This window comes from Acinetobacter psychrotolerans (genome assembly GCF_048552595.1).
Lineage (GTDB): Bacteria > Pseudomonadota > Gammaproteobacteria > Pseudomonadales > Moraxellaceae > Acinetobacter.
The window spans coordinates 39,906-63,340 of record NZ_JBIMDK010000007.1 but is presented as its reverse complement, the minus strand read 5'-3'; the positions used below and the strand labels follow the sequence as shown (position 1 = coordinate 63,340).

At 37.5% G+C, this 23,435-nt stretch carries 24 protein-coding genes; 12 read left to right on the top strand and 12 right to left on the bottom strand.

Translation table 11 applies throughout. The features are described from left to right. Positions 1–97 precede the first annotated feature (97 nt). Entirely contained in the window at positions 98–505 is a 408-nt protein-coding gene (locus tag ACG94X_RS08365) for a protease inhibitor I42 family protein (protein WP_419383268.1), read from the bottom strand. A 91-nt stretch (positions 506–596) separates the two neighbouring features. Next, the gene (locus ACG94X_RS08360) at positions 597–1,169 is read right to left on the bottom strand and encodes a hypothetical protein (RefSeq protein ID WP_419383267.1); all 573 of its coding nucleotides are present in this window, start codon (positions 1,167–1,169) and stop codon (positions 597–599) included. Between the two features lie 275 nt (positions 1,170–1,444). Between ACG94X_RS08360 and ACG94X_RS08355 the strand changes: the two genes are divergently transcribed. Then, positions 1,445–2,068 carry a class I SAM-dependent methyltransferase gene (locus ACG94X_RS08355; RefSeq protein ID WP_419383266.1) on the top strand — a complete coding sequence of 208 codons (624 nt, stop codon included), beginning with the start codon at positions 1,445–1,447 and terminating at the stop codon, positions 2,066–2,068. A 99-nt stretch (positions 2,069–2,167) separates the two neighbouring features. On the opposite strand, the gene ACG94X_RS08350 is transcribed toward ACG94X_RS08355, so the two are convergent. Further along, positions 2,168–2,635, bottom strand: a complete 468-nt coding sequence (locus ACG94X_RS08350) for a Holliday junction resolvase-like protein (RefSeq protein WP_419383265.1) — start codon at positions 2,633–2,635, stop codon at positions 2,168–2,170. Between the two features lie 126 nt (positions 2,636–2,761). On the opposite strand from ACG94X_RS08350, the gene ACG94X_RS08345 reads away from it, so the two are divergent. From ACG94X_RS08345 to ACG94X_RS08325, 5 genes are all read left to right on the top strand, one after another. Beyond that, positions 2,762–3,406, top strand: a complete 645-nt coding sequence (locus tag ACG94X_RS08345; protein WP_419383264.1) for a nucleotide-binding protein — start codon at positions 2,762–2,764, stop codon at positions 3,404–3,406. 104 nt (positions 3,407–3,510) lie between these two features. Beyond that, the gene (locus ACG94X_RS08340; RefSeq protein ID WP_419383263.1) at positions 3,511–4,620 is read left to right on the top strand and encodes an AI-2E family transporter; all 1,110 of its coding nucleotides are present in this window, start codon (positions 3,511–3,513) and stop codon (positions 4,618–4,620) included. 137 nt (positions 4,621–4,757) lie between these two features. After that, positions 4,758–5,315, top strand: a complete 558-nt coding sequence (sodC, locus tag ACG94X_RS08335; RefSeq protein ID WP_419383262.1) for a superoxide dismutase [Cu-Zn] SodC — start codon at positions 4,758–4,760, stop codon at positions 5,313–5,315. A 171-nt stretch (positions 5,316–5,486) separates the two neighbouring features. Further along, positions 5,487–7,637, top strand: a complete 2,151-nt coding sequence (gene yccS, locus ACG94X_RS08330; RefSeq protein WP_419383261.1) for a YccS family putative transporter — start codon at positions 5,487–5,489, stop codon at positions 7,635–7,637. A 177-nt stretch (positions 7,638–7,814) separates the two neighbouring features. Beyond that, positions 7,815–8,102, top strand: a complete 288-nt coding sequence (locus tag ACG94X_RS08325; protein ID WP_419383260.1) for a DUF3817 domain-containing protein — start codon at positions 7,815–7,817, stop codon at positions 8,100–8,102. 96 nt (positions 8,103–8,198) lie between these two features. On the opposite strand, the gene craA is transcribed toward ACG94X_RS08325, so the two are convergent. Then, positions 8,199–9,440, bottom strand: coding sequence for a chloramphenicol efflux MFS transporter CraA (gene craA, locus ACG94X_RS08320; RefSeq protein ID WP_419383259.1), 1,242 nt, complete (start codon positions 9,438–9,440; stop codon positions 8,199–8,201). 347 nt (positions 9,441–9,787) lie between these two features. On the opposite strand from craA, the gene ACG94X_RS08315 reads away from it, so the two are divergent. After that, positions 9,788–10,180 carry a hypothetical protein gene (locus tag ACG94X_RS08315; RefSeq protein WP_419383258.1) on the top strand — a complete coding sequence of 131 codons (393 nt, stop codon included), beginning with the start codon at positions 9,788–9,790 and terminating at the stop codon, positions 10,178–10,180. Positions 10,181–10,214: 34 nt separating this feature from the next. Here ACG94X_RS08315 and ACG94X_RS08310 read toward each other — a convergent pair whose 3' ends face one another. The 4 genes from ACG94X_RS08310 to ACG94X_RS08295 form a co-directional block, all read right to left on the bottom strand. Further along, positions 10,215–11,093, bottom strand: coding sequence for a pirin family protein (locus tag ACG94X_RS08310; protein ID WP_419383366.1), 879 nt, complete (start codon positions 11,091–11,093; stop codon positions 10,215–10,217). A 31-nt stretch (positions 11,094–11,124) separates the two neighbouring features. After that, the gene (locus ACG94X_RS08305; RefSeq protein WP_419383257.1) at positions 11,125–11,889 is read right to left on the bottom strand and encodes a nucleotidyltransferase domain-containing protein; all 765 of its coding nucleotides are present in this window, start codon (positions 11,887–11,889) and stop codon (positions 11,125–11,127) included. Between the two features lie 727 nt (positions 11,890–12,616). Next, positions 12,617–12,988, bottom strand: a complete 372-nt coding sequence (locus ACG94X_RS08300; RefSeq protein ID WP_419383256.1) for a hypothetical protein — start codon at positions 12,986–12,988, stop codon at positions 12,617–12,619. Between the two features lie 94 nt (positions 12,989–13,082). Further along, on the bottom strand, positions 13,083–14,492 hold the full coding sequence (locus ACG94X_RS08295) for a D-2-hydroxyglutarate dehydrogenase (protein ID WP_419383255.1): 1,410 nt from the start codon (positions 14,490–14,492) through the stop codon (positions 13,083–13,085). 375 nt (positions 14,493–14,867) lie between these two features. On the opposite strand from ACG94X_RS08295, the gene serA reads away from it, so the two are divergent. Together serA and ACG94X_RS08285 are read left to right on the top strand one after the other, a co-directional pair. Continuing rightward, the gene (serA, locus tag ACG94X_RS08290) at positions 14,868–16,100 is read left to right on the top strand and encodes a phosphoglycerate dehydrogenase (RefSeq protein WP_419383254.1); all 1,233 of its coding nucleotides are present in this window, start codon (positions 14,868–14,870) and stop codon (positions 16,098–16,100) included. Between the two features lie 93 nt (positions 16,101–16,193). Next, the gene (locus ACG94X_RS08285) at positions 16,194–17,090 is read left to right on the top strand and encodes an EamA family transporter (protein WP_419383253.1); all 897 of its coding nucleotides are present in this window, start codon (positions 16,194–16,196) and stop codon (positions 17,088–17,090) included. Positions 17,091–17,103: 13 nt separating this feature from the next. Here the strand turns inward: ACG94X_RS08285 and ACG94X_RS08280 are convergent, their stop codons facing one another. Together ACG94X_RS08280 and ACG94X_RS08275 are read right to left on the bottom strand one after the other, a co-directional pair. Further along, positions 17,104–17,787 (bottom strand): metallophosphoesterase, encoded by a 684-nt coding sequence (locus ACG94X_RS08280; protein WP_419383252.1) that lies wholly within the window; start codon positions 17,785–17,787, stop codon positions 17,104–17,106. 11 nt (positions 17,788–17,798) lie between these two features. Further along, positions 17,799–18,284 carry a tetratricopeptide repeat protein gene (locus ACG94X_RS08275; RefSeq protein WP_419383251.1) on the bottom strand — a complete coding sequence of 162 codons (486 nt, stop codon included), beginning with the start codon at positions 18,282–18,284 and terminating at the stop codon, positions 17,799–17,801. A gap of 190 nt (positions 18,285–18,474) precedes the next feature. Here ACG94X_RS08275 and ACG94X_RS08270 point away from each other — a divergent pair, with 190 nt between their 5' ends. After that, positions 18,475–19,356: an EamA family transporter gene (locus ACG94X_RS08270; RefSeq protein WP_419383365.1), complete on the top strand. Its 882-nt coding sequence runs from the start codon at positions 18,475–18,477 to the stop codon at positions 19,354–19,356. Positions 19,357–19,472: 116 nt separating this feature from the next. Here ACG94X_RS08270 and ACG94X_RS08265 read toward each other — a convergent pair whose 3' ends face one another. Continuing rightward, entirely contained in the window at positions 19,473–20,240 is a 768-nt protein-coding gene (locus tag ACG94X_RS08265) for a sulfite exporter TauE/SafE family protein (RefSeq protein ID WP_419383250.1), read from the bottom strand. A 70-nt stretch (positions 20,241–20,310) separates the two neighbouring features. Next, entirely contained in the window at positions 20,311–21,216 is a 906-nt protein-coding gene (gene truB, locus ACG94X_RS08260) for a tRNA pseudouridine(55) synthase TruB (RefSeq protein ID WP_419383249.1), read from the bottom strand. Positions 21,217–21,352: 136 nt separating this feature from the next. On the opposite strand from truB, the gene ACG94X_RS08255 reads away from it, so the two are divergent. Together ACG94X_RS08255 and ACG94X_RS08250 are read left to right on the top strand one after the other, a co-directional pair. After that, positions 21,353–22,390 (top strand): lipase secretion chaperone, encoded by a 1,038-nt coding sequence (locus ACG94X_RS08255; RefSeq protein ID WP_419383248.1) that lies wholly within the window; start codon positions 21,353–21,355, stop codon positions 22,388–22,390. 32 nt (positions 22,391–22,422) lie between these two features. Then, positions 22,423–23,406 (top strand): esterase/lipase family protein, encoded by a 984-nt coding sequence (locus tag ACG94X_RS08250; RefSeq protein WP_419383247.1) that lies wholly within the window; start codon positions 22,423–22,425, stop codon positions 23,404–23,406. The last annotated feature ends 29 nt before the right edge of the window (positions 23,407–23,435 follow it).

Here is a 23,435-nt window from a genome sequence, read left to right as displayed (position 1 = left end):
CTGTTAGAAATTTTAAGAATAAAAAAAGTGTCTTCTTTGAGTGGAAGACACTTTTTTAACACTACATTTTCAAAAAAATTATAAATAACAATATAAATCAAGAAACTCGAATACGACATTGCCACTGCTGATCTGGCTGTTTTGTCGATTCCCAAGGGCGAATATGGACTAAGCGAATAAAATCTTGCCCAGGTTTTTCCGCAGTAAAACGGAAAGTTTTCGTTCCACCTACACCAACCGCACCATCACCTGCCCCATTTTGCAAATAGGTTTCTTCAGTCTTGAAAATTTTTAAAGGTTGCAACAATTGCCACTGATAACCTGTACTCGGATTTTCTGGCACACTAAATAACAGCACTTCACCAACTTTCATATTCATCAAAGTCGGGCACTTTTGTTTAAGCGTATATTCATGTGTTTTAGCTTGAATGGCGGAGTTTGGACTCTGACAAGCAAGTAATCCTAAACTACACATCAACATTGTAAAACACGCTAATCCTTTCATGTATCAGACTCTTTTTTAATATTTTGAATATTGTTTAATGTGTATTGCGAAAATACCATAACATTTTCTGGAATTACGCTCAAATGCACAATTAGATATTTTGCTTTTCAATCCACTGAATAGATTCAACACGTATTAATTTACATGCTCCATCGCCCACGCCATTCCAATCTAAAGCAGATTTCCAAACTAAATTTTTATCATTCACCTGAACCAAATCACCTTGTAAGCGAACCAAATCACCACGTTTCACTTTTTTAATTGCTTTGGCAATTTCAGGATTTGCAGGAATAATATGCATATTACTCACAAGTTGAGTTGCATATTGTGCAGGAATAGGGGGTCGAGCCATTTTCCAATTTAAAAAACGATCATATTGATTAATCGAAATTTGGCTGGCAATTTCAGGTTCGGTAAATAATCCGCGAGTGACCGCATAATCAATAGGAGAAAACTTTGCTTGTTCATCATCACTGTATTCTTTTGAACCTAAAATGCGAAACTCTCCGTTAAACGGCTCTAATACAGAAATTTTTTGATGCTGATCAATCGGCGCTAAACCATGAGCAATATTAAATTCGGGAGAAGGTGCTTTAATTTGCAATGCATTAACCTGAAAAGCACTCAATGCTAATGTGACTGCACAGATTAACTTCTTAGCCATGGTATTCCCCTTGCTTAATTTATACATTCAATCACTCATCTCTCGAATAATTCGCGCATCACAATGAAGTTTCCATCAATAGAAATCGTCATCAATCACGTATTATCGTTATTCTGCTATACACAATCTTTGCTCGCTTTAGTATTAACATTCAAACTTAAATTAAAAATAGAGTTTCAGTAACAAAATATAGAAATTTAGTCATCTTTTTGTCTTATATTTAGAACAGCCATTGGTTAGAATCCAAGCAAGATCACTATAATTGTTTAAAAAATATGATTTATAAATTTTATCAACAACGAATTTTCCCACACTTACTCAATCAAATTATGCAAACACCAAGTATGATGGAAGGTCGTGCTGAACTGCTTCGAAAAGTCAGTGGTGATATTCTAGAAATTGGCTTTGGAACTGGGTTAAATTTACCGTTTTATCAGCAAGTGGATCAGGTTTATGCTCTTGAACCAAATGCAGATGTTTATCAATTGGCAAAAAAACGTGTTCTCGAAGCACCTTTTCATGTCCAGCACATTCAAGCCAGTGCCGAAAAATTGCCTTTCGCAGACCATTCTGTCGATAGTATTGTTAGCACTTGGACAATGTGTAGCATTGCAAATTTAGAAAAAGCCATTCAAGAAATTTATCGTGTATTAAAGCCGCAAGGAACATTACATTTAATTGAACATGTGCAATACCATGACAACAACACTTTAAAAAAATTACAAGATCTGCTCACCCCAGTTCAAAAAGTTATTGCAGATGGTTGTCACCTCAATCGTAATATTGAACTTGAGCTTTTAAATGCCAATTTTAAATTTTCAGAAAAGCATTATTTTGATGCAGATGACTTGCCTAAAATTGGGCGACGTATGTTTATGGCAAGAGCACAAAAAGTCTAATTTAACATTTTAATACTGATCAATTAAAATTTTTAAATACTCTCCTTACGGAATATATTCCTTACATCTTCTTAAGGAGAGTTCGATTATGACTTAAACTCACCCATCAAAATCGATCCGAATCGTTTCAAAGCGTACTCGCCCCTCTCGAACCGCTTGAGCAATTGCCTGCTGCCCTTTGGTTAAACGTGCTCCGCCACTTTTAATATCAATCAACACCACTTCGATATCCTCAGCTAATCCATCACCATCACGGAAGTCGGTATAGCCGTCAAATACAACATAATCTATCGGATCGCCCATAAATTTAGCATCGCTCGGTAAGTATTGAAATTCAGGCATAATCGGTGCAAGTTGCTCAGCCATTTTGCCTTTTAAAACTGCACGACTGGTATTTACACTACGCTTTTGTGCACTGAGCAAAGCCTGTTGATGCTCTAATTCTAACTCTGCAATATATTGTTCATATTCCGCTTTAATTTTGCCATTACGTGTACTAGACAAAACAATTGTGGTTACAACAATGCCAAGACATGCACCAATTAACATTGCCATCCAAATCGACATGCTTAAACCCTAAAAACCAGACCGATACAATGTAAACAACTACTAGACTTTTGTCATGTGTAACCTACACACGATAAATTAATGCTAAGCTAGATCAAACGATAACTTGCTTAAAATTGCCCAATCATGAAAACAATCCTTATTGCAAATTTAAAAGGTGGCTGCGGTAAAACAATTACAGCAATAACATTGGCTTCTGCATTGGGTCAAAAAGGCTATAAAGTCGCATTGGCAGATGCAGATACACAAAAATCTGCTTTGCAATGGTTAAAACAACGCCCTGACGATGCTGCTGAAATTCAAAGTTTGGATTGGCGACATGAAAAATCTATTGGTGATGCACCTAAAACACTCGACTACTTAATTATTGATGCTCCAGGTGCTTTGGCAGGCGAACATGCAGAGCAATTGATTAGTGAATGTCATGCGATTGTGACACCTTTACAACCTTCATTTTTCGATATAGACAGTACCAAACGCTTTCTAAAAGATATTCAAGATATTAAGCGTATTCGCAAAGGTAAAGTTGCTGTTCATCTTGTTGCGAATCGTATAAAAGCAAACAGTTCAAGTTCAAAGGATATTCAGCAATTTTTTGATAAGATTGAACACAAACCTGTGGCTTGGATTTCAGAACGCAGTGCTTATGGTCAATTGGCAATGCAGGGTTTAAGTATTTTTGATAAATCACAGAAAAATTTTTTAGTGATTCAACAACAATGGCAACCTCTTTTAGACGCTTTAATTGAAGATTCTAGCGACTGGTTTTAAGTCCTTTGTTTTGAAAAAATAATGTGAATCTGGCTTTAAATTTGCCAGAGTTGTTTTTTAAGTTAATATTGAGTCAATCACTCAGCAACTTTTCAGAGTCATTTGTGCAAGATTTCACTTCGAATTTACAGCGTATCTTATTGTTTGGTTTATTGTTTATCCTAATTTTCTTAGGTTACGATATTCTCAAATACTTCATTGTACCTGTGCTATGGGCATGTATTATTGCCTATATGACTTGGCCATTGTACAAACGCATTCTACATCGTTTTGGCAATCGCCCTACGTTAAGTGCGTCCATCATGATCAGTTTAGCTGTGCTGGTGATTGGTATTCCACTGACCTTTGCCATTTTTATTTTGCAACATGAAGGTCGCAATCTCTATTTTGATATTCAACGTCAATTGTCTTCTGGGCATTTGACTGTTCCTGATTTCATTCGAGAATTACCCATTATTGGCAAAGAAATCAGTCGTACCGTCCGAGAAATTAATGCAGATCCAAGTACGCTCTCGCAGAATATTGGTGTTTGGATTCAAGGACATTTGAACTATGGTAAATTCGTACTCAACGAAATTACCAAAAATATTGTGAAACTCTGTTTTGCCGTAATGTCTTTGTTCTTTTTCTACCGAGATGGACAAACTATTTTAGAACAAGTCCGCAAAGCTTTAGAAATGTTGATTGGCCCACGTATTCATCATTATGTAGACACCATTTCTGAAACCACACGTGCCGTTGTTTATGGTGTTGGTTTAACTGCTGTCGCACAGGCAATTCTTGCAGGTCTGAGCTATTTTGTTGCAGATGTACCTAATCCAATGGTACTGACCCTAATCACATTCCTCATGGCACTCATTCCTTTTGGCCCTCCTCTTGCCTATGGTGCTGTATCACTATGGTTGTTTTCACAAGGTCAAACTGTGGAAGCGATTGGGGTCATGGTATGGGGTGTCTGTGTCGTCAGCACTGCCGACAATGTTATCCGTCCATTGGTTATTTCAGGTGCAACCAAAATTCCATTCTTATTGATTATGTTTGGTGTTTTAGGTGGATTAGCCAGCTTTGGACTGGTCGGATTATTTATCGGCCCTGTTATTTTAGCTATTCTTTTAGCCATTTGGCGTGAATGGTTACATGAAAACATTGATCCTGAACCGCTACCTGAAGCGACTTTGGCATACGATATAGATGACGATGAAAAAAAGATCTAAGCAAAGTGTCTGCTAGATCTTATCCTAAATAGAAAAGCCGGTTAATAAAGTCATACAATCAGTTATTTAAATCACATTGTTTCGCATCCTAAGTTTTGTTTGAATAGTTGAAATAACTTCATGACTAGGATGCTCAAATGTCATCTACAATTCTTAAGACTTCACTTCTTTGTTCTTTTCTGGCTTTAACTTCAGTCGGCTGTACAACAACTCAAAAGCACTTCAAAGCATCCAACACCCCACAACAAACGGTTGATATTAATCTGGTCTCCGCACAAGGTATTGGTAAAAAAATTGGGACAATTACTTTACAAGACACCATGAAGGGCTTAAGTGTAAGTTCACATTTAACTGAACTACCTTCAGGTTTTCATGGCTTCCACATTCACGAAAAAGGGTCTTGTCAGCCTGCCGAAAAAGACGGAAAAATGGGTGCTGCTATAGCAGCAGGCAGTCATTTTAATCCGCATAAAACGGGTCATGGCACACCAAATGAAGGGCATATGGGTGATTTACCTGTACTGAACGTAGACTCCAATGGTAATGCCAATACCACAGTCATTGCGCCGCGTTTAAAACTTGCCGATGTTCAAGGCTTAGCGATCATGATTCATGCAGGTGGCGACAACTATTCCGATCACCCAAAACCATTGGGCGGTGGCGGTGATCGTATTGCTTGTGGTGTAATTCACTAAAACTTATAAATAACCTATTGTCTTTGATCTCGATTTTTAATTTCCCTCGCCTCTCCTTTTTGAAGGAGAGTGCTTCAAAATATTTTAAATAATAAAAAAGGATCTAAAATTGACTCTAATTCAAAAAAAGATCACGCTATAGCCTACTTATCTCAATCAGAATGTAATCCTGTGAATAACCTAAAAGATCTTCTTTTTAACTTCAAATCAAACTCAATTTTGATTTATTGTTTACAGATTTTTATTGTTTTAACAGGTACAACGCTTGGGCTGTATTTTCTAAACTTACAGGCGCTTATCGTTCCGATCACCTTGGGTGCAATTGCAACAGCACTAACCGATTTTGATGATCGTCTGACCATACGCTTACGAAATCTGGGTTTTGTTTGTATCTTATTTTTTAGTGTCAGTAGCATATTAGAGTTCCTTTATCCGTATAAGTTATTATTTTTAATCTATTTATCACTTTCTAGTGCCGCTTTTATTTTAATGGGCGCACTGGGGCAACGCTATGCCACTATTTCATTTGGCACAGTGCTATTATCCATTTATACCATGTTCGGCTTAGGTGAATATTCTGATTGGTATCAGCAACCTACATACTTTGTTATGGGTACATTATGGTATGGATTAAGCTCAATCATTTTCTATTTACTTAAACCGACACAAGCTGTACAGGACAATTTATCGCAAAGTTTCATCTCCCTCTCAGCGCTATTAAAATCTAAGGCACGATTATTCGATCCTGATAATACTCATAATGTAGAACAGCTTTTATTTGATTTATCATTACAAAACAGCATGGTGGTACAAAACTTAAATACCACCAAAGCATCGCTACTCACCCGTTTAAAAGCATCTCGTGCCAATACAAATACCATTTACTGGCTCAATCTCTATTTTTTAGCACAAGATATTCATGAACAAGTCACATCGAATTATTTACATTATGAACAAATCCACCAGAACTTTAGCCGTACCGATTTAGTCTATCGGATTCAAAAAAATGTCCTTTTACAAGCCATTAATTGTCAAAAATTGGCTGAAGCTATTTTAAAACGTCAAATTTTTCAGACCAATATAGAAAATGCAGTCGCACTAGAAAATTTAGAAAGCTCGATGCACGAATGGATTCAACAAAACCCACATAATTTAGAAGTTAAAAATTTACTTTTGGTTTTAAATAATCTAAAAAATCTGCAAGAACAATTCATTAACTTGAGTATTGAACAAGATCATTACCAACAAAGTTATAGCCAACATCGTGATAATTTGAATTTATTGGATGATGATATCCACGGCATTCAAGACTTATGGCTTAAAATCAAGCAGAATTTAACTCCCAATTCAGCACTTTTCCGCCATGCTGTACGAATCGCATTTGTTTTTGCTCTAGGTTATACCATCTCGTTATTACCTTTTGCCAAGAATGGTTATTGGATTTTACTCACCAGTTTATTTGTTTGCCAAATCAGTTATTTTGCAACTAAAAGCCGTTTAAAACTGCGAACTTTAGGTACAGTTTTGGGTGTGATTTTAGGTATTCCAATACTTTATTTTGTCCCAAGTATTGAAGGTCAGTTGGTTTTGACTATTGTTTTTGGAGTCTATTTTTTCTATTTACGCTCTAAAAAATATGCCATGGCAACGTTAATGGCGACACTGATGGTCTTACTGATTTTCAACCTAAAAGGTGCAGGTTATGAGATTATTTTACCTCGAATTATTGACACTATTTTAGGCTGTTTAATTGCATGGTTTGCCGTGAGTTTCATCTGGCCAGATTGGAACTTTCGTAATATTTCCAACAATATTTTAAAGACTACTCAAGCGACTTTAGATTATTTCGATGCTATTGTTGAGCAATATCAACACGGTAAAAACAATAGTGTGGATTACCGCAAGGCTCGACGTTCTGCACACAATGCCCAAATTGAACTATCGAATATGATTTCGAGTCTAAGTACCGAACCCAATCCCAATCAGGATTTAATTCACAATGCTTTCAGGTACTTGGTTTATAGCCATAGCCAACTCAGCTATGTTTCAGCTTTAGGTAGCCATCGTGAGCAAGTATATGAGCAACGAATTTTAGATTTAATGTTGTGGTGTAAACAAACGCTTAACGATGCACTGCTGAATCAACAACCATTAGATGAACAAATAATTCATGCCAAGCTGAATGAAATTAAGCTCTTGAGTAAACAAGATAACTTATCTGATAATTTATTATTAGCACTCAAACAAATCAGCTTATTATTGGAAACCTTACCTGAGTTGTTAAAATTAAAAACAACATTACTCAAATTAGAGATTAAATAAATCTAAATGTGATCAAGAGGATCTCATAAGAATGGCGCGATTGAATACTTTAAAAATATAGCGATGTAAGTTCATGCTGATTATTGAATTTAAAACACGCTTGCTCTCTTTATTTTTGTTCAACTTTTCATCCAATTCAGCTACACTCGATATTCATTCTCATTTGACTAAGTGACCATGAGTATCAAAACGTTACGTATTGTTGGTTTTATGGAAGGTATTTCCTTTCTTCTTCTACTGTTTATTGCGATGCCTTTGAAATATATTTGGGATAATCCTATTTTAGTAAAATATGTCGGCATGGGGCACGGCGTACTTTTCATTGTATTTTTAGCTATTTTATTTGTAGTTTGTGAAAAGCAAAAGTGGTCAATCAAAATGTTTATATTGGGCTTGACCGCTTCTATTTTACCTTTTGGACCCTTTGTTTTTGATCATAAATTGAAAAAAGTTGAGCAAGTCTAAACTGCTTTCTCATCCAATTTTATTTGAACTTTCATCCCAATAAAGATAATGCCAAGCGCCCCCTCCTTCGGGAGGGGATTCTAAGCAGTGAAAAATCTAAAACTCACCTCTCGCCTGTCGTTCTTGCATAATTTTTTTCAAAAATATTCGTGGCAAAGTAAACCACAAGAGAATTAAAACCAAACAAGACAAAGCATAAGCCCAAAGGTGGAAATGTTCATACAGCACACGTACAACTTCTATCACAAAAAAGAAAGTAAACATCATTAACACCGAAACAGCAGCAGCAACCGTACCTTTAGAAACTTCAGATGACATCAAAGCAAAACGATAAAGCACAGAAAAGCTAATCCCCTCACCAAAGCTCACTAAGGTCATACCCAAAATAACGCAGTAGAGAAAATATTCTTGCCAAATCACGCCCAGTGCAACAATCGCTGTGCCCAAGAGCATCAGCGGTAAACCAACCAATACCGTTTTACCCAAAGCATAACGATCAATCACTTTGATCAGGACAATATTACCTACAATCAAGCCGCCCAATACAGGAAATTGCGCTAAGCCATATTGCATACTGGTTAAACCCAGTTCTTCCACCAGCATGACTGGTGACAATGCGATCCAAAGCATTAATGGCATGGCGAGCATAGGTAAACCTAAGGTCATGACCATAAAAGTTTTATTGGTAAAGATATTTTTAAAGTCATCCCAGATATAAATTAAAGGCTGCTTTGCTTTATTGACTTGACGATCGGGCATTTTTGCTTTTAGTCCAAACCAACTTAAAAAGGCTAAAAATGCGATACCAATAAAGCCCCAATGCCATGACACATGATCAATCATGAATGCACCCAATACAGGGCCAAGTAATGGTGCAAGCAGAGAAATATTTGCCATGAGTGCCATGACTTTAATTGCATCTCGTTCTTCAAAAGTCTCTTGAATTGCAGCATAGCCAACAGCAGCAATAACAGATAATCCGAAGCCTTGTAAGAATCTTAATGCCAAGAATGTTTCAATATTGTGGGTAAGTAGAATGAGTAAACAGGTGACCACAAAAAAAATGACACCTGCCAATAAAACTTTTTTACGTCCTAACCGATCTGACAATGGTCCCATGAGCCAAGCGACACATGCTCCGCCCAATAAATAAAAGGACATGGAAGATGGAGCCCAAACACTGTCCACACCAAATTCTTTGGTGATCGCAAGCATGGCAGGTTGCACTAAATCATTACCGATATAGACTGAAAATTCGAATAGAACCAATGCCAATGGAAACATCAGCGTGGCACGACTCAACTTGGTCATTTGTTCTTTTTGCACTAAATTTTGCATTGTTTTCTACATATCATTTTTGGCTTGATAGACTGAACGCTATTTTTCGGGAGATAAACGTCAGCCCAATGACAAGCACTGAGAATTTAAATATTAAATTGTGAGTTTTGCTTTGAAATAAAGCGACTAAACACCGTATTCACAAGGTGTCTAAATCAATAGGTAAAATAATTGCTGAAACTATATTTGTGAGATTTTTAACTTGACCCGATCTATAAGAAAGCTCATAGAAGTACACACAGGGTTAAGTTTGGGTAGTCTAACACAGACAAATTTTCAGGGGAAGTTGAACATTTATTATTCTTCAGCTACTCTAAATACTGGTTAAGCTGATATAAATAATTTAAATGAAAAATAAAAATCCTGTATCAATGATCATTATTGGCCTGATTTTATTGTTGATTAGTGGAGGAATTTATTTTATAAGTTCTTCACCAAATATTAGCGCTGAAGATCAGGCTCGATGTGAGCAATTGGTTCAAAAGAAATATGCGGAAGATTCGAGCTCAGTGATTGAAAGCTGTAAAACAGATACAGGCTTTGTGGCCTTGATGGATGTTCAGGCCAATGGTACTGGGTCGGCTGAAGATACGGCAAAGGCAATTAGTTCAGCCAACCATAAAGAATTGGGTTTTGGTATATTTGGCAAGTTCTTGATGGGATTATGCGTAGGTGTCGGGATTGCGATGCTAATCAAAGGCTTGATTGCACTCAAAAACAAACAACAATCGATAAATTAGCTATCAAAGCAAATTGTAATTTACATAGTTTACTTTATTCATCATGTAGCACTTTTGATTTGATAAATGTGCCACGTTTAATATCGTCATATGCTTCAAGAATTTCAGCGTAGCTGTTCATGACGAATGGGCCATGACCGTTGATGGGTTCTTGAAGCGGTTTGCCTGTCAGCAGCAGCAATTTACACTGTTGTAATGCCGTTATTTCAAAGTCTTGTTCCAAGCTCGACATCACAGCAAGCCCTTGCTCTTCAAATATCTCATCTTCAGCTTTAAACTGTGCCTTACCCGTTCGTAAATAGACCAGTGTGGTTTCTCCTGCGCCTGCGGGCAATCTGACCTTATGCCCTGCTTGGATTTCAATATCCAAAACTTGAAGTGGTGAATGCGTTTTTGCTGGCCCGTGTTGCCCTTGGTAGTCTCCAGCAATCACTCGTACCGTTCCAGCACTATTCGGAAGTTCAATCACTGGAATATTGGCTTTTCGCAAACTCTGATAACGTGGTGGATTCATTTTATCTTTAGCTGGTAAATTCACCCACAGTTGTACCATTTCAAAATAGCCACCCGTTTTTGAAAATGCCTCACTAAATACCTCTTTGTGTTCCACACCTGAGGCTGCGGTCATCCATTGCACATCACCCGCTGAAACAATACCACCACCTGATGAATCACGATGTTCTAATTCACCAGCAAAAATCAGGGTAACCGTTTCAAAACCACGATGAGGATGCTCACTCACCCCTTTGCGTAAATTGGTCGGTTTTAAAACACCAGGTCCTAAATGATCCAGTAACAGAAAGGGAGAAACGGTATTGCCCAATTCATAGTGTGAAAATACAGAAAGTACAGGATAAAAATCCCCTATCGCAAAGCGGGTGTCATTACGATGAATAAAGGCAAGGGTTTTCATAGTGTCACTATTCTCTGATTGAGTAAAAGCATTAGCCATAAAAATGTTGCTTTAAATTAAAGCTATATTCAGTGAGATATTGTTTTAATTTTTCAATATCGTTGGTCGGTTCAATCGCTCTTAGATTTAAGGCCTCAATTTTATCGTCTAACAGTTTTAAGATTTGTGCTTGTTCCGCGACAGGTAATTGCGCTTTTTCTTTCTGCTGTTTTTTGATTTCTAAATAATCTTCTGCCCAATGCCGTAAGGGATCATGGGCGTCGATTTGATCAAACAATTGCGTAATCAGGAGTTCAGGCATAATTTGCTGTGTTGCCAACTCTGCTGACATCAGACCACGAATAGAATAAAACACTTTTTTATAGGTAAAGTTATCTGCAGTTTGCATGACATGCATACCGCCTTTAGCCAGCGACAAGTAATGATAATACAGAGCTTTATAGTCTATTCGTTCAAGTAAGCCATCTCTAAAAATTTCCCATTCAGGAAATTGATTGAAATAGACAATATGTGCACGTACCCACTCTAAAACAGTCGGATTACTTTTTGCCAAAAGTCCAAACATTTTATTTAAGTCGAATGAAACGAAATCAAAGTCTCCATCCATGATCTCGATTAAATCACGGTGTTGGCGATAATCGTAATATTGTGCCTTGGAGGGTAGATGAAAACCACGCACATCGTAGTCGCTGTCTGGACTTGCCATGCCCCATAAACGACTACCGCTTTCGATATAAAACAGTGGATGTTCATCTCGGTTTTGGAATAAGTTTTGAATTTCTTGTTGGATGTTCATTGTGTTCACATTTTGGGTAAATCTATAGGTTTTATATCATCAATTTCAGTGCTTTTTAAATTTTCTTTGAATTCAAGATCGACTCCCCTTTATTTTTAATTCAAAAGCTTTATCAATAATCGCTTTAATTCATTCTGATACTTAGCATTATAATTTGCTTTATAGCCAACCTGTCAGAAACTCAGACACAAGAATAGTATTTCTCTTAATAAATATTTTTAATTAAATCAATTTAATGAAAAAATTGTTTCAATATAAAAAGTTTGCAATGCCATACCTTACAGCCAAAGTTTAAATACCTTTACGTAAGCGATCCTCACTTTTCAGAGATGAAAAGATGACAAAAATCTTCCGCAAGGCGAGGGGTACGTCTTGTACTCCCGCCCAACCGCGACATCCATGTCGCCACTCGATAGAACAGCCCTCTATGATTCAAAAGTAAACCAAACGAATTGATAACCAAAAATTTTAAACGTTCACACAAAAACATAAGCTTTATTGATGATTAATGACTCGATGGAAATCACTTGTATGAATAATGAGGTGGTTTGGCTATAAATTTTATATATTCAACTTCTTGTATCAATCAAAAATGCAAAAGATCAAAACCAATAACTACAATTAAAATATTCATTTATTGTGATTTCCCAAATAAAAAAACGTACCAAATCTGATACGTTTTTATCCAGCACTTCTATCTCTTTTTCAAGCATAAATCAAAAAATCATTAAGGACATTTTGCCTTTTGGAATGTCTTGATGTTCTTACCACGATAACACTGATATTCCTTCTGCATATCTATACGTTTCCACTGACCATCAATATTTTTAAAGCTATATACGCTACGAATAGAACGTACTGAATCATCCATCAAACCCGTTTCAGTCAACTTCACTTCTGCAACAGTAGGTGATTCCACACTATTAAAATATTGGCGCAACTCAACAGTCGCGAGATCCTTACGTAAATCAGGACGTTCATTTAAAACCTGACTTAATGGGGTCTCTGAACCAGTAACTTTACTCACTATGGTTTGCGTTGTCGCACACCCAGATAACATTGCAATACACATTACAGAAATAGACACTAAACGAGACATTGTTATTTTCCCCAAATAAAAAAGGTATCGCATATATCATGCAATACCTTTCCAATTTACACTATGGAAACTATGTTTCCATTACATATAAACTTTATAAATCAAATAGCTTACCAGGGTTCATAATACCATTTGGATCAAATACTTTTTTCAAAGCTCTCATATATTCAATTTCTTCGGCAGAACGTGTGTATTCCAAATATGGTTTTTTGGTCATTCCCACACCATGTTCAGCAGAAATTGAACCATCATATTTTTTCACAGTTTCAAATACATATTTATTCACAACCTGACATTTTGCAAAGAAGTCATCTTTAGATAAATTTTCAGGTTTAAGAATATTTAAGTGTAAATTACCGTCGCCAATGTGACCGAACCAACAGATTTCAAAATCTGGATAATTTGATTCAACAATCTCATTAATTTCCTTAATAAATGCAGGAACATGAGTAATAAGTACAGAAATATCATTCTTATAGGGTGTAAATGGAGCAATCGTTTCAGAAATATCTTCACGTAAACGCCATAAGCTTTGTACTTGCTCAAGGCTTTGGCTCATTACACCATCGAGTACCCAACCTTGTTCCATACAATGCTCGAAGATTTCCATCGCAGCATCCATGATTGGTTCATACGGCGCTTCAAACTCAAGTAAAACGTAGAATGGACATTCGGTTTCAAATGGGCGTTGCACATGACCACGCTCTAAAACTTTTTGCATTGCCAATTCACCAAAGAATTCGAATGCAGTTAAGTCAATTTTATTTTGAAATGCATGTAGAACTGGCATGATTGCATCAAAATCTGGCACGCCCAAGACCATCACCTGTAAATCGTGTGGCGCACGTTCAAGTTTAATTTCAGCTTCTGTGACTAGACCTAATGTACCTTCACCACCAATAAATAAATGCTGCATTGCGTAACCAGTTGCATTTTTAATCATGCCTTTGTTTAAATGCAGTACATCACCTTTACCTGTGACTACGGTTAGACCCAACACCCAATTACGTGTCATACCGTACTTAATCACTTTGATACCACCCGCATTGGTACCAATGTTGCCACCCATTTGTGATGAACCCGCAGATGCAAAATCGACTGGATAATACATGCCTTTATCGGAAGCATAGTTCTGTAATTGTTCAGTTACTACACCTGCTTGAATACGCACCATGCGATCTGCTGGGTAAAATTCCAGAATCTGATTCATTTTGTCGAAGCTAATGACAATTTCACCATTTGCCGCTACAGCACCAGCCGATAAACCTGTACGACCACCCGATGGCGTAATTGCAACATCAAACTGATTCGCAAGTTTAACAATCGCTTGTACTTGTTCTGTGCTAGAAGGAAAAACCACAACGGATGGATTTGGCTCGAAATGCTTAGTATGGTCTTTACCCCAGTTTTCTAAGCTATCAGCATCGGTTTTAATACGGTTTTCACCAACAATTTGCGTCAATTGGGTCAATAATTCAGGTGCTATTGTTACTGGAGCATTCATCGTTTTGCGGACCTAGCAAGAAATAAATAAGGGGGTCTGGTACTCGAATATTCAGAATACATAATCAGGCTTTGAGAATATTTTCAGCATGTTTCCAATGCTCAAATCATCAATATTGCCGATTGCACTACTATTTTACCTAGATGACAGCTTCTGATAAAGCACATATTTGCATAACACTCGCTATACTTTGTACATCGTGCATTGTGCGAGCACTATAAAAATCAATAAATTAGTAATCTATTTGATTTATATATAAAGCTTATCAGAAATCGTAGATAAAATATGCGCTGTACTAGCATAAACGAAATATCTATAGCGCTATGTCTATGTTATCATATCGCGACTAAATTTGGCCTTTGTAGCGGAGCCGTAATGAGCCAACATCTTTCACTACCAAAAGATAAAATTCGTTTCTTGTTGTTAGAAGGCGTTCATCAAAACGCAATTGACACGTTAAATGCTGCTGGATATACCAATATCGATTCCCGTAAAACTGCGCTTGAAGGTGAAGCGTTGAAAGAAGCGGTTAAAGATGCACACTTCATTGGTATTCGTTCCCGTACACAATTAACTGAAGAAATCTTTGAAGCTGCGAATAAACTGATCGCAGTGGGTTGTTTCTGTATCGGAACAAACCAAGTGAATTTAAATGCAGCGATGATTCGTGGTATTCCTGTATTTAACGCACCTTACTCAAATACTCGTTCAGTTGCTGAACTTGTACTTGCAGAAGCGATCCTTTTACTTCGTGGCGTACCTGCTAAATCTGCTTCTACTCACCGTGGTGGTTGGAACAAATCTGCTGTAGGTTCATTTGAAACACGTGGTAAAACATTAGGTATCGTGGGTTATGGCTCAATCGGCTCTCAACTTTCAGTTTTAGCTGAAAGCTTGGGCATGCACGTCATTTATTATGACGCAGTGACTAAATTACCTATGGGTAATGCACGCCAAGTCGGTTCTTTAGATGAACTTCTTGCAAATGCAGACGTTGTAACGCTTCATGTTCCAGATGTTCCTTCTACCCGTAATTTCTTCGGTAAAGTTCAATTTGCGAAAATGAAAGAAGGTTCAATCTTTATCAATGCTGCACGTGGTACGTGTGTCATTATTGAAGACTTGGCTGATGCGATCAAATCTGGTCATGTTGCTGGTGCTGCTGTTGACGTATTCCCGAAAGAACCTAAAGCAAATGGTGAAGAATTCGTTTCTCCACTTCGTGGTTTAGACAACGTGATTTTAACACCGCACGTTGGTGGTTCAACCATGGAAGCGCAAGCAAATATTGGTTTAGAAGTTGCTGAGAAATTTGTAGCATATTCTGATAAAGGTATGACTTTATCTGCTGTGAACTTCCCTGAAATTGCACTTCCATTGACTGAAGGTAAACATCGTTTACTTCACATTCATAAAAATGTTCCGGGCGTGTTGTCTAAAATCAACAACTTGTTTGCAGAACACGGTATCAATATTTCTGGTCAGTCTTTAATGACGAAAGGTGATGTTGGATACTTAGTGATGGATGTTGATGCAACTGCTTCTCAAGAAGCACTTGATACACTTCAGGAAGTTGAAGGTACAATTCGCGTACGTGTATTGTTCTAAGATTTTTTAGATTCAAAAACCACAGGTCAATGCCTGTGGTTTTTTATTTTGGTTCTACGCCAAACACAACCTCTCCTCTAAACTTCGAAAAGAATGCCTAATTTAAAATCTGCGCCACACCTACAAGCCATCGTCCTACTTTTTATCGCCATGATTAGCATACAAAGCAGCGGTGCACTTGCAAAAAGTCTTTTTGATCAATTTCCTGTATTGACCATTTCCGCTATGCGTCTTTTACTCAGTTCATTGATCTTGGCTGTTATTTTCAAAATCTGGCAAGTTAATTTTAAACAGGTGAAATGGTCTGCAATCGCCAGTTATGGCATTGCACTCGCAGGAATGAATGGTCTATTTTATTTGTCGATAGAACGCCTTCCTTTAGGCATTGCAGTATCGTTTGAATTTATTGGACCTTTAAGTGTTGCACTGTTTCATGCACGACAGAAATTTGATTTCGTTTGGGTTGGATTAGCCATTCTCGGATTAATTCTTCTGTTTCCTTTCGATCAAGCTGCTCAAAGTCTTGATCCGATTGGTATTGTATTTGCATTAGGTGCTGGCGCTTGTTGGGCACTGTATATTGTGGCAGGTCAACGACCTTCAGGGGTATCAGGTAATCACACAGTCTGTTTAGGTATGTTTATTGGCATGTTATGTTTAATGCCTATCACCTTATTTTCGGGTATGCCTTCCACCATTTTTGAACCATCAAATTTAGTTTATTTTATTGTATTGGCGATATTAGCAAGTGCTTTACCTTTTTCTTTGGAAATGGTCGCACTTCGAAACTTAACCGCTTTAAGTTTTGGTACATTGATGAGTCTTGAGCCTGCTATTGCAGCTTTTTCAGGGTTTATCTTTTTAGGTGAGCAGTTGTTGTGGACACAATGGTTGGCTTTAATAACGATTATTTGTGCATCCATTGGCTGTACAGTGACTATCCAAAAAGCAAGGCAAAATAAATCGGCAACACCTTCAAATTCACCATGATTCGATAACAAAATTATTGTATTTTTAGTGAATTTTGCTTTATTTCAACCACACTTAATTCACCATTTAGATATGCACCCGTGTCTAAATAATAACAATTGTCTCGCTGAGTCACAGCATCAACCACCGTATGACCAAGAAAAACCTGATCAATTCCTTTTACTGTCCGATACCGCATAAAACCTCGATGTTGAATGCGTCCTCTGCCCCATAAAGCAGCTTCTCTACCTTTAGATCCAAGTGCTATTTTGAAAGCATTCCAATCGTTTAAAGGGATATCTGCATGGACAAAACCATACTTTTTATCTTGATGATGGACTTCTAAAACAACAGGTAAATGACTCAGTTTCTCAATCACGTTTTGCTGTTGATCTACATCTAACTGGTAAAACCAGTCACCACCATGTCGTGCATGCATTTCAGCCATCACAGTCTCTTTACGAGACAATAAACACATCTCTTCATGATTGCCTAAGATGACCTTAAACCATCGCTCGCCGATTAAATTGACACATTTCAAACTATCAGGACCACGATCGACAATATCCCCAACCGCGATCAAAACATCAGTTTGGAAATCAAAATGCGCTTGCTCTAGCTTTTGCATTAACAGGTCATAACAACCATGAATATCACCGACAGCAAAAAGCCGCCCTGAAGAGTGTGTGTAATATTCTATGAAACTTGGCTTCGACATCAATATTTTATCTAGAACTCAATCGCAGCAGCTTCGATATGTAAATTTTGTTTGGCTAGGTTTAAATATTTTTCTGCAATTTCCTTATTTTTTCTAACACCGATACCATCCTTATAAATTTTGAATAATTCAAAAGAAGCATCTGTCTCACCTAAATCTGCTGCTTGTTTATAATATTCAATACTTTGTTCTAAGTCTAAAGGAACATCTTCACCCAATTTAAAAATCTCAGCCAACAGAAAATAGGCTCTTGGGACATTTAAATCTTTGGCTTGATTCAGCCATTTCATTGTACCTTCAAAATTTTTCTGACGTTGCTCATACCTTGCCATACACAAAAGTGCTTGCTCATGTCCTTGTTGCGCTGCAGACGTCAATAATGAAATATGCTGTCTATGCTCAAGCGGTAATAGCATAGACAGCTCAAATTGAGCTGTCGCATCACCAGATTCAGCTTTTTTGAGTAAGCTCTGATCTATATTGTCTAGATTCATCATAATTAATATCCCTACTGACATCTTTTAGAAATTGAATGTGTGTCATGTGTCTGTCACTTATTGCTTCATCATAGCGCAGAAATCTAAATCTCCAAGCAAATATTAAAATTTTAACTATAGACTTTAGGAATGGGAGTTTTCTCATCAAGTGATGATAAAATCTAAAAAGACCGTTTTCTTTTTATTTATTATGCCAAATTCTCAACTTACTGCTGTGCTGTTTATGGTTTTATCCATGGTGGCATATCAAATTAGTGCTTCATTTGCCAAACAGTTATTTACCGTATTAGATCCACTGACCGTAGTGACTTTAAGACTCTGTTTTGCATCTATCTTAATTATTTTAATGTTTAGATCTTGGAAAATAATTAAACGACTTCCTTATTTAAAATGGAAAGATTTACTGCTTTATAGTGGCTCAGTCTGCTTAATGAATGTGTTGTTTTACGCATCACTGGGCAAATTACCACAAGGAATTGCCGTAGGTTTAGAGTTTTTGGGTCCTCTGACTTTAGCGCTTTTCTCAATTAAACAAAAAAGTGATTATCTCTGGGTTCTTCTCGCCGTCATTGGTATAGCTCTGTTAGTCCCTTGGCAAGATGCATCCGCAGATAATTTTTCATATCTTGGGGCAGCTTTTGCTTTAGGCGCAGGTGTCTGTTGGGCAGTTTATATCTATTATGGTCAAAGAGTTGTTCGTCAAAATATTGGCATGCATGCGCTTAGCATCGCCGTTGTATTATCAGCAATGGTAATGTTACCCATTAGTGCGGTGCATAATCCTGAAGCACTCATGAAAACAGAATATTGGCGACAAGCTTTAATTATTGCACTATTGGCAACCGCCATTCCCTATGCTTTAGATCTCATGGCACTTAAGCGATTAAGTAAACTAAGTTACGGCACACTGTCCAGTTTATCCCCTGCAATTGCTGCAATTTCAGGTATGCTTTTATTGAATGAGCATATTAGTTTTTGGCAAAGTATCGCCTTAGTCTGTATCATGGTTGCATCGGTAGGTGTCACTCTACGATCCAAAACCGATCCTGAACTAGCAATAAAAGATCAATAACAATTTCCACATTTGTGCATAGATAAGCTTAGATCAAATCTATAAAAAAACCGAGCACATAACATGGCTCGGTTTTTACGATAATACGGTTAATTTTTAGAACATGACGGAATGTATTATGCCGTCAACATCTGATATGCCAAACGACAAATCAAAATACTCACTAAAATTAAAAACAGAATACGAATAAAGCCACTACCGTATTTTAAAGCCATTTTCACACCGACCAATGAACCTACCACGTTAGCAACTGCCATCATTAAACCCAATTGAAACAACACATGCCCTGTAGGAATAAAGAAACTCAATGCTGCAAAATTAGTCATAAAATTGCCAATTTTAGACAATGCAGAAGCATGTAAAAAATCAACTTTTAAATAACGAATGAAAAAGAAAATAAAGAAACTGCCTGTTCCGGGTCCAAATATTCCGTCATAAAAACCAATCGCTAAACCACCAATACCTGCGATCAATAGCATCTTATTGGTGGTTTCTTGTTGGATATGAACTTGCCCAAATTGCTTTTTAAAAAATGTATAAATCGCAATCACTATCAGCATGAATAATACAAAGGGACGCAAAATTTCTTGTGGAACAAGGGACACACAAGCAGCACCGCCAAAAGAACTGACAAAAGCGGTCACACCAATGACAGCCAAAAGTTTCCATTGCAGTTTGACTTGGCGTAAATACGAAAATGCAGCAGAGGCTGTACCACAAATCGATGCAAGTTTATTGGTGCCAAATACAGTTGCAGTTGCGTAGTTCGGCAAAGCCCCCATCAATGCAGGAATTTGGATCAATCCACCACCTCCGACAGCTGCATCTATCGCACCTGCACAAAAAGCAAAAAAGATCAGACTGAGAATCAGATCAAATTCCATACAACTTACTCTTTGGTTTTCACAATGTGAGAAATAATAACAATATTGCCATTAAAGTGAGTGATTTTTATTAGAGATTAAGCACACGTTTTGGTATTAAACGCTTTTTATCACTAATTTCTGCCAATCCTAAGCATTTTTCACCATCAAATACCAAGACTTCCGCTTCGGCAGGATGATCAATATTACTTTCCATCCCACGGCTAAAAAATTCGGCACGACCTTCTGGGGCTTGAATTTTTAGAAAATGATCAACAGGTGCATAAACAGGAAGCAACAAAGCTTCACGTTCCTGCTCAGTCAAACCTTCCAAATACTCAATGGTATATTCTGGAATTAGATCGAAATGCCCTGTTCGAATCCGATGTAAATAAATTAAGTGCCCATACGTTCCCAATGCTTTGGCAATATCTTCACCTAAAACACGGATATAAGTCCCTTTAGAACTGGTGATATCCAAAGTAATACTCTGTTGTGAAAACTCGATCAGCTGAATCGCTAAAATATGAATTGGACGTGCTTCACGCTCAATTTCTATTCCTTTGCGTGCCAACTCGTATAAAGGACGCCCTTCTTTTTTTAAGGCAGAATACATCGGTGGAACTTGCTGAATATCACCAGTAAATTGTTGTAAAACTTTGAGAATCTTTTCTTCATTCAACTCTGGAACAGGTTGCTCATGCAGTACTTCACCTTCAACATCACCCGTTGTTGTACTGTGTCCCAACTGAATCGTGGTTTGGTAACGTTTGGTCGAGTCCAACAAATAATGTGAAAACTTAGTCGCCTCGCCCAAGCAAATCGGTAAAAGACCTGAAGCTAAAGGATCAAGCGCTCCTGTATGTCCTGCTTTCTGTGCTCGAAAAAGCCAACGTACTTTTTGCAATGCAGCATTTGAACTAATGCCCAAAGGTTTATTCAATAAAAAAACACCACTGAGATGGCGACGCGGTATTTTCTGAGCTTTTGAGGACATATTGGGTCTTTGCACATTGGATGACTACTTATTTTAACAAAAACCATTCATCTATTTTTACAAATTTTATATTTGATACTGCGAATTTTATGTCAAATTATTTTTTCAACAAAAATGCTAAAAAATAGGATGTTAGATGGAATCATCTAGGAAAAAAATGTTTGGGATCGCATTGGGTATTCTCTTAATCATTATTTTAGCACTCATTTTTTGGCTAAAGCCAAGTAAAGAAAGTTCAGAAACATCAACAACTTCAGCCGATGCACTTCAGCAAAACAATGGGCAATTGGCTACAAATCAACTTTCAGCCTCTGAAGCCAATAACTTTGCCAGTAAAAGCCAACAAGATACGCAAATCAATTGCCAAATCAAGGTGGATGCCGCTAACCGCATGATTGTGAATGAGCAAACCAAAGATTGCTTTGAATACTTCATTACCCAATACGGTGAAAAAACCATTCCCCAAATCAAAGCTGACTTTCTAAGTTATGTAAAAATCAGCTACCAAGAGCCTGTACTGTCAAAATTGAGTGATTTATGGACGCGTTATGTCGATTACAGAAGTCAGTTAGGCGACTTGCAAGCGCCGACAGCAGATAAAGATAGCGCAAAGTATTATCAACAAATTGTCGAAAATACCAAAAGTTTAAGACAGAAATTTTTCTCAGACTATGAAATACAAGGCTTATTCGGCACACAAGATATTTATGATCAATACACAGTTGACCGTATAGCAATCATGGATGATAAAAAATTATCAGCCAATGAAAAAGCACAAAAACTCAAAGAACGCTTTGAAAATCTTCCAGAGGATTGGAAAGAAAATTTAAAACAACTCAATCAACTTGAAGACTTAAGAAAACTCACTGCCGAAATTAAAGCTCGTGGTGGCTCTGCGCAAGAGCTACATCAGATGCGTACCAGTCTTGTCGGACCTGAAGCAACACAACGCTTGGAAACGCTGGATGTGCAAAGAAATGACTGGAAAGGCAAAGTCACGCAATATCTATCTGAACGTGACACAATTATGAACAGCAATATGAGTGATTCAGCCAAACAAAGTGCAGTTAACCAATTAAAATCACAACAATTTTCGAATCAACAAGAACAGTTAAGATTACAAACATTCGAAACTGTGCATGATCAAGGAGGACAATTACCTTTCGCAAATTAGGACGTAACGTATTTTTAATAACAGGGAATCTCATGAGAAAACGTAAAACAAAAAATATTTTAGCGTTGAGTTTATGTAGTGCATTATGCCTAGGAATTGGCAGCCAAACTCAAGCTTCACAAGGCCTTTTGCAAATTAAACAAACTGCAAAATCTAACTATGCACAAACCAAATATCCAATCGTCATGGTTCACGGGTGGTTGGGTTGGTCACGAATAGGGAACGATGGCTTTAATATTGATTATTGGTATCAAATTTTACCCGACATGGCTCGCAATGGCTCAACTGTATTTGCCGCACAATTATCACCAACAAATACAACCGCTGTTCGTGGTGAACAACTCATTGCTCAGGTGGAAGAAGTCATTGCTCTTACGGGCAAAGATAAAGTCAACCTGATTGGTCATAGCCATGGTGGTCCAACTGTACAATATGTCGCTACGGTTAAACCACAGTTTGTTGCATCAGCAACAGGCGTGGGTGGAACGTTCCGTGGTTCAAAAGTTGCCGATGTCATTCAGAATAATTCTGGCCTCAAAACCTTTATGAATATTCTGGGGCAATATATTGTTGGTCCTCTAATCGCATGGGCAGAGGCTAATCCCGACACCCCAATTGATTTTGATGGTTCAATGAAATCACTGACTGAAACAGGTTCAGCAGCATTTAATTTTAAACACCCAACAGCAGCACTGGCTACAGACTGTAATAAAAGTGGTGCAACGAGTGAGAAAGGTATTTATTACTACTCATGGGGTGGTACAAAACAAACGACTAACCTCTTGGATATAGACACCATTTTGATGCAACTTGGTCCATTGGCATACGGTAACAATGACAATGACGGCATGGTTGCACGTTGTAGCACCCATTTTGGTAAAGTCATTCGTGATAATTATGCGCTTAATCATACGGATCTCGCCAACATGATGTTTGGATTAAGAGGACTACTCTCTCCTGACCCTGTTGATATGTATCGTCAACATGCAAATCGCCTGAAATTACAAGGGCTTTAATTCCTTACTTCACCTGACAGAAACACACA

Coding starts and splice junctions, on each gene's coding strand:
- ACG94X_RS08365 (WP_419383268.1), bottom strand. CDS start 505: ATGAAAGGATTAGCGTGTTTTACAATGTTGATGTGTAGTTTAGGATTA.
- ACG94X_RS08360 (WP_419383267.1), bottom strand. CDS start 1,169: ATGGCTAAGAAGTTAATCTGTGCAGTCACATTAGCATTGAGTGCTTTT.
- ACG94X_RS08355 (WP_419383266.1), top strand. CDS start 1,445: ATGATTTATAAATTTTATCAACAACGAATTTTCCCACACTTACTCAAT.
- ACG94X_RS08350 (WP_419383265.1), bottom strand. CDS start 2,635: ATGTCGATTTGGATGGCAATGTTAATTGGTGCATGTCTTGGCATTGTT.
- ACG94X_RS08345 (WP_419383264.1), top strand. CDS start 2,762: ATGAAAACAATCCTTATTGCAAATTTAAAAGGTGGCTGCGGTAAAACA.
- sodC (WP_419383262.1), top strand. CDS start 4,758: ATGTCATCTACAATTCTTAAGACTTCACTTCTTTGTTCTTTTCTGGCT.
- ACG94X_RS08325 (WP_419383260.1), top strand. CDS start 7,815: ATGAGTATCAAAACGTTACGTATTGTTGGTTTTATGGAAGGTATTTCC.
- craA (WP_419383259.1), bottom strand. CDS start 9,440: ATGCAAAATTTAGTGCAAAAAGAACAAATGACCAAGTTGAGTCGTGCC.
- ACG94X_RS08315 (WP_419383258.1), top strand. CDS start 9,788: ATGAAAAATAAAAATCCTGTATCAATGATCATTATTGGCCTGATTTTA.
- ACG94X_RS08310 (WP_419383366.1), bottom strand. CDS start 11,093: ATGAAAACCCTTGCCTTTATTCATCGTAATGACACCCGCTTTGCGATA.
- ACG94X_RS08305 (WP_419383257.1), bottom strand. CDS start 11,889: ATGAACATCCAACAAGAAATTCAAAACTTATTCCAAAACCGAGATGAA.
- ACG94X_RS08300 (WP_419383256.1), bottom strand. CDS start 12,988: ATGTCTCGTTTAGTGTCTATTTCTGTAATGTGTATTGCAATGTTATCT.
- ACG94X_RS08295 (WP_419383255.1), bottom strand. CDS start 14,492: ATGAATGCTCCAGTAACAATAGCACCTGAATTATTGACCCAATTGACG.
- serA (WP_419383254.1), top strand. CDS start 14,868: ATGAGCCAACATCTTTCACTACCAAAAGATAAAATTCGTTTCTTGTTG.
- ACG94X_RS08285 (WP_419383253.1), top strand. CDS start 16,194: ATGCCTAATTTAAAATCTGCGCCACACCTACAAGCCATCGTCCTACTT.
- ACG94X_RS08280 (WP_419383252.1), bottom strand. CDS start 17,787: ATGTCGAAGCCAAGTTTCATAGAATATTACACACACTCTTCAGGGCGG.
- ACG94X_RS08275 (WP_419383251.1), bottom strand. CDS start 18,284: ATGATGAATCTAGACAATATAGATCAGAGCTTACTCAAAAAAGCTGAA.
- ACG94X_RS08270 (WP_419383365.1), top strand. CDS start 18,475: ATGCCAAATTCTCAACTTACTGCTGTGCTGTTTATGGTTTTATCCATG.
- ACG94X_RS08265 (WP_419383250.1), bottom strand. CDS start 20,240: ATGGAATTTGATCTGATTCTCAGTCTGATCTTTTTTGCTTTTTGTGCA.
- truB (WP_419383249.1), bottom strand. CDS start 21,216: ATGTCCTCAAAAGCTCAGAAAATACCGCGTCGCCATCTCAGTGGTGTT.
- ACG94X_RS08255 (WP_419383248.1), top strand. CDS start 21,353: ATGGAATCATCTAGGAAAAAAATGTTTGGGATCGCATTGGGTATTCTC.
- ACG94X_RS08250 (WP_419383247.1), top strand. CDS start 22,423: ATGAGAAAACGTAAAACAAAAAATATTTTAGCGTTGAGTTTATGTAGT.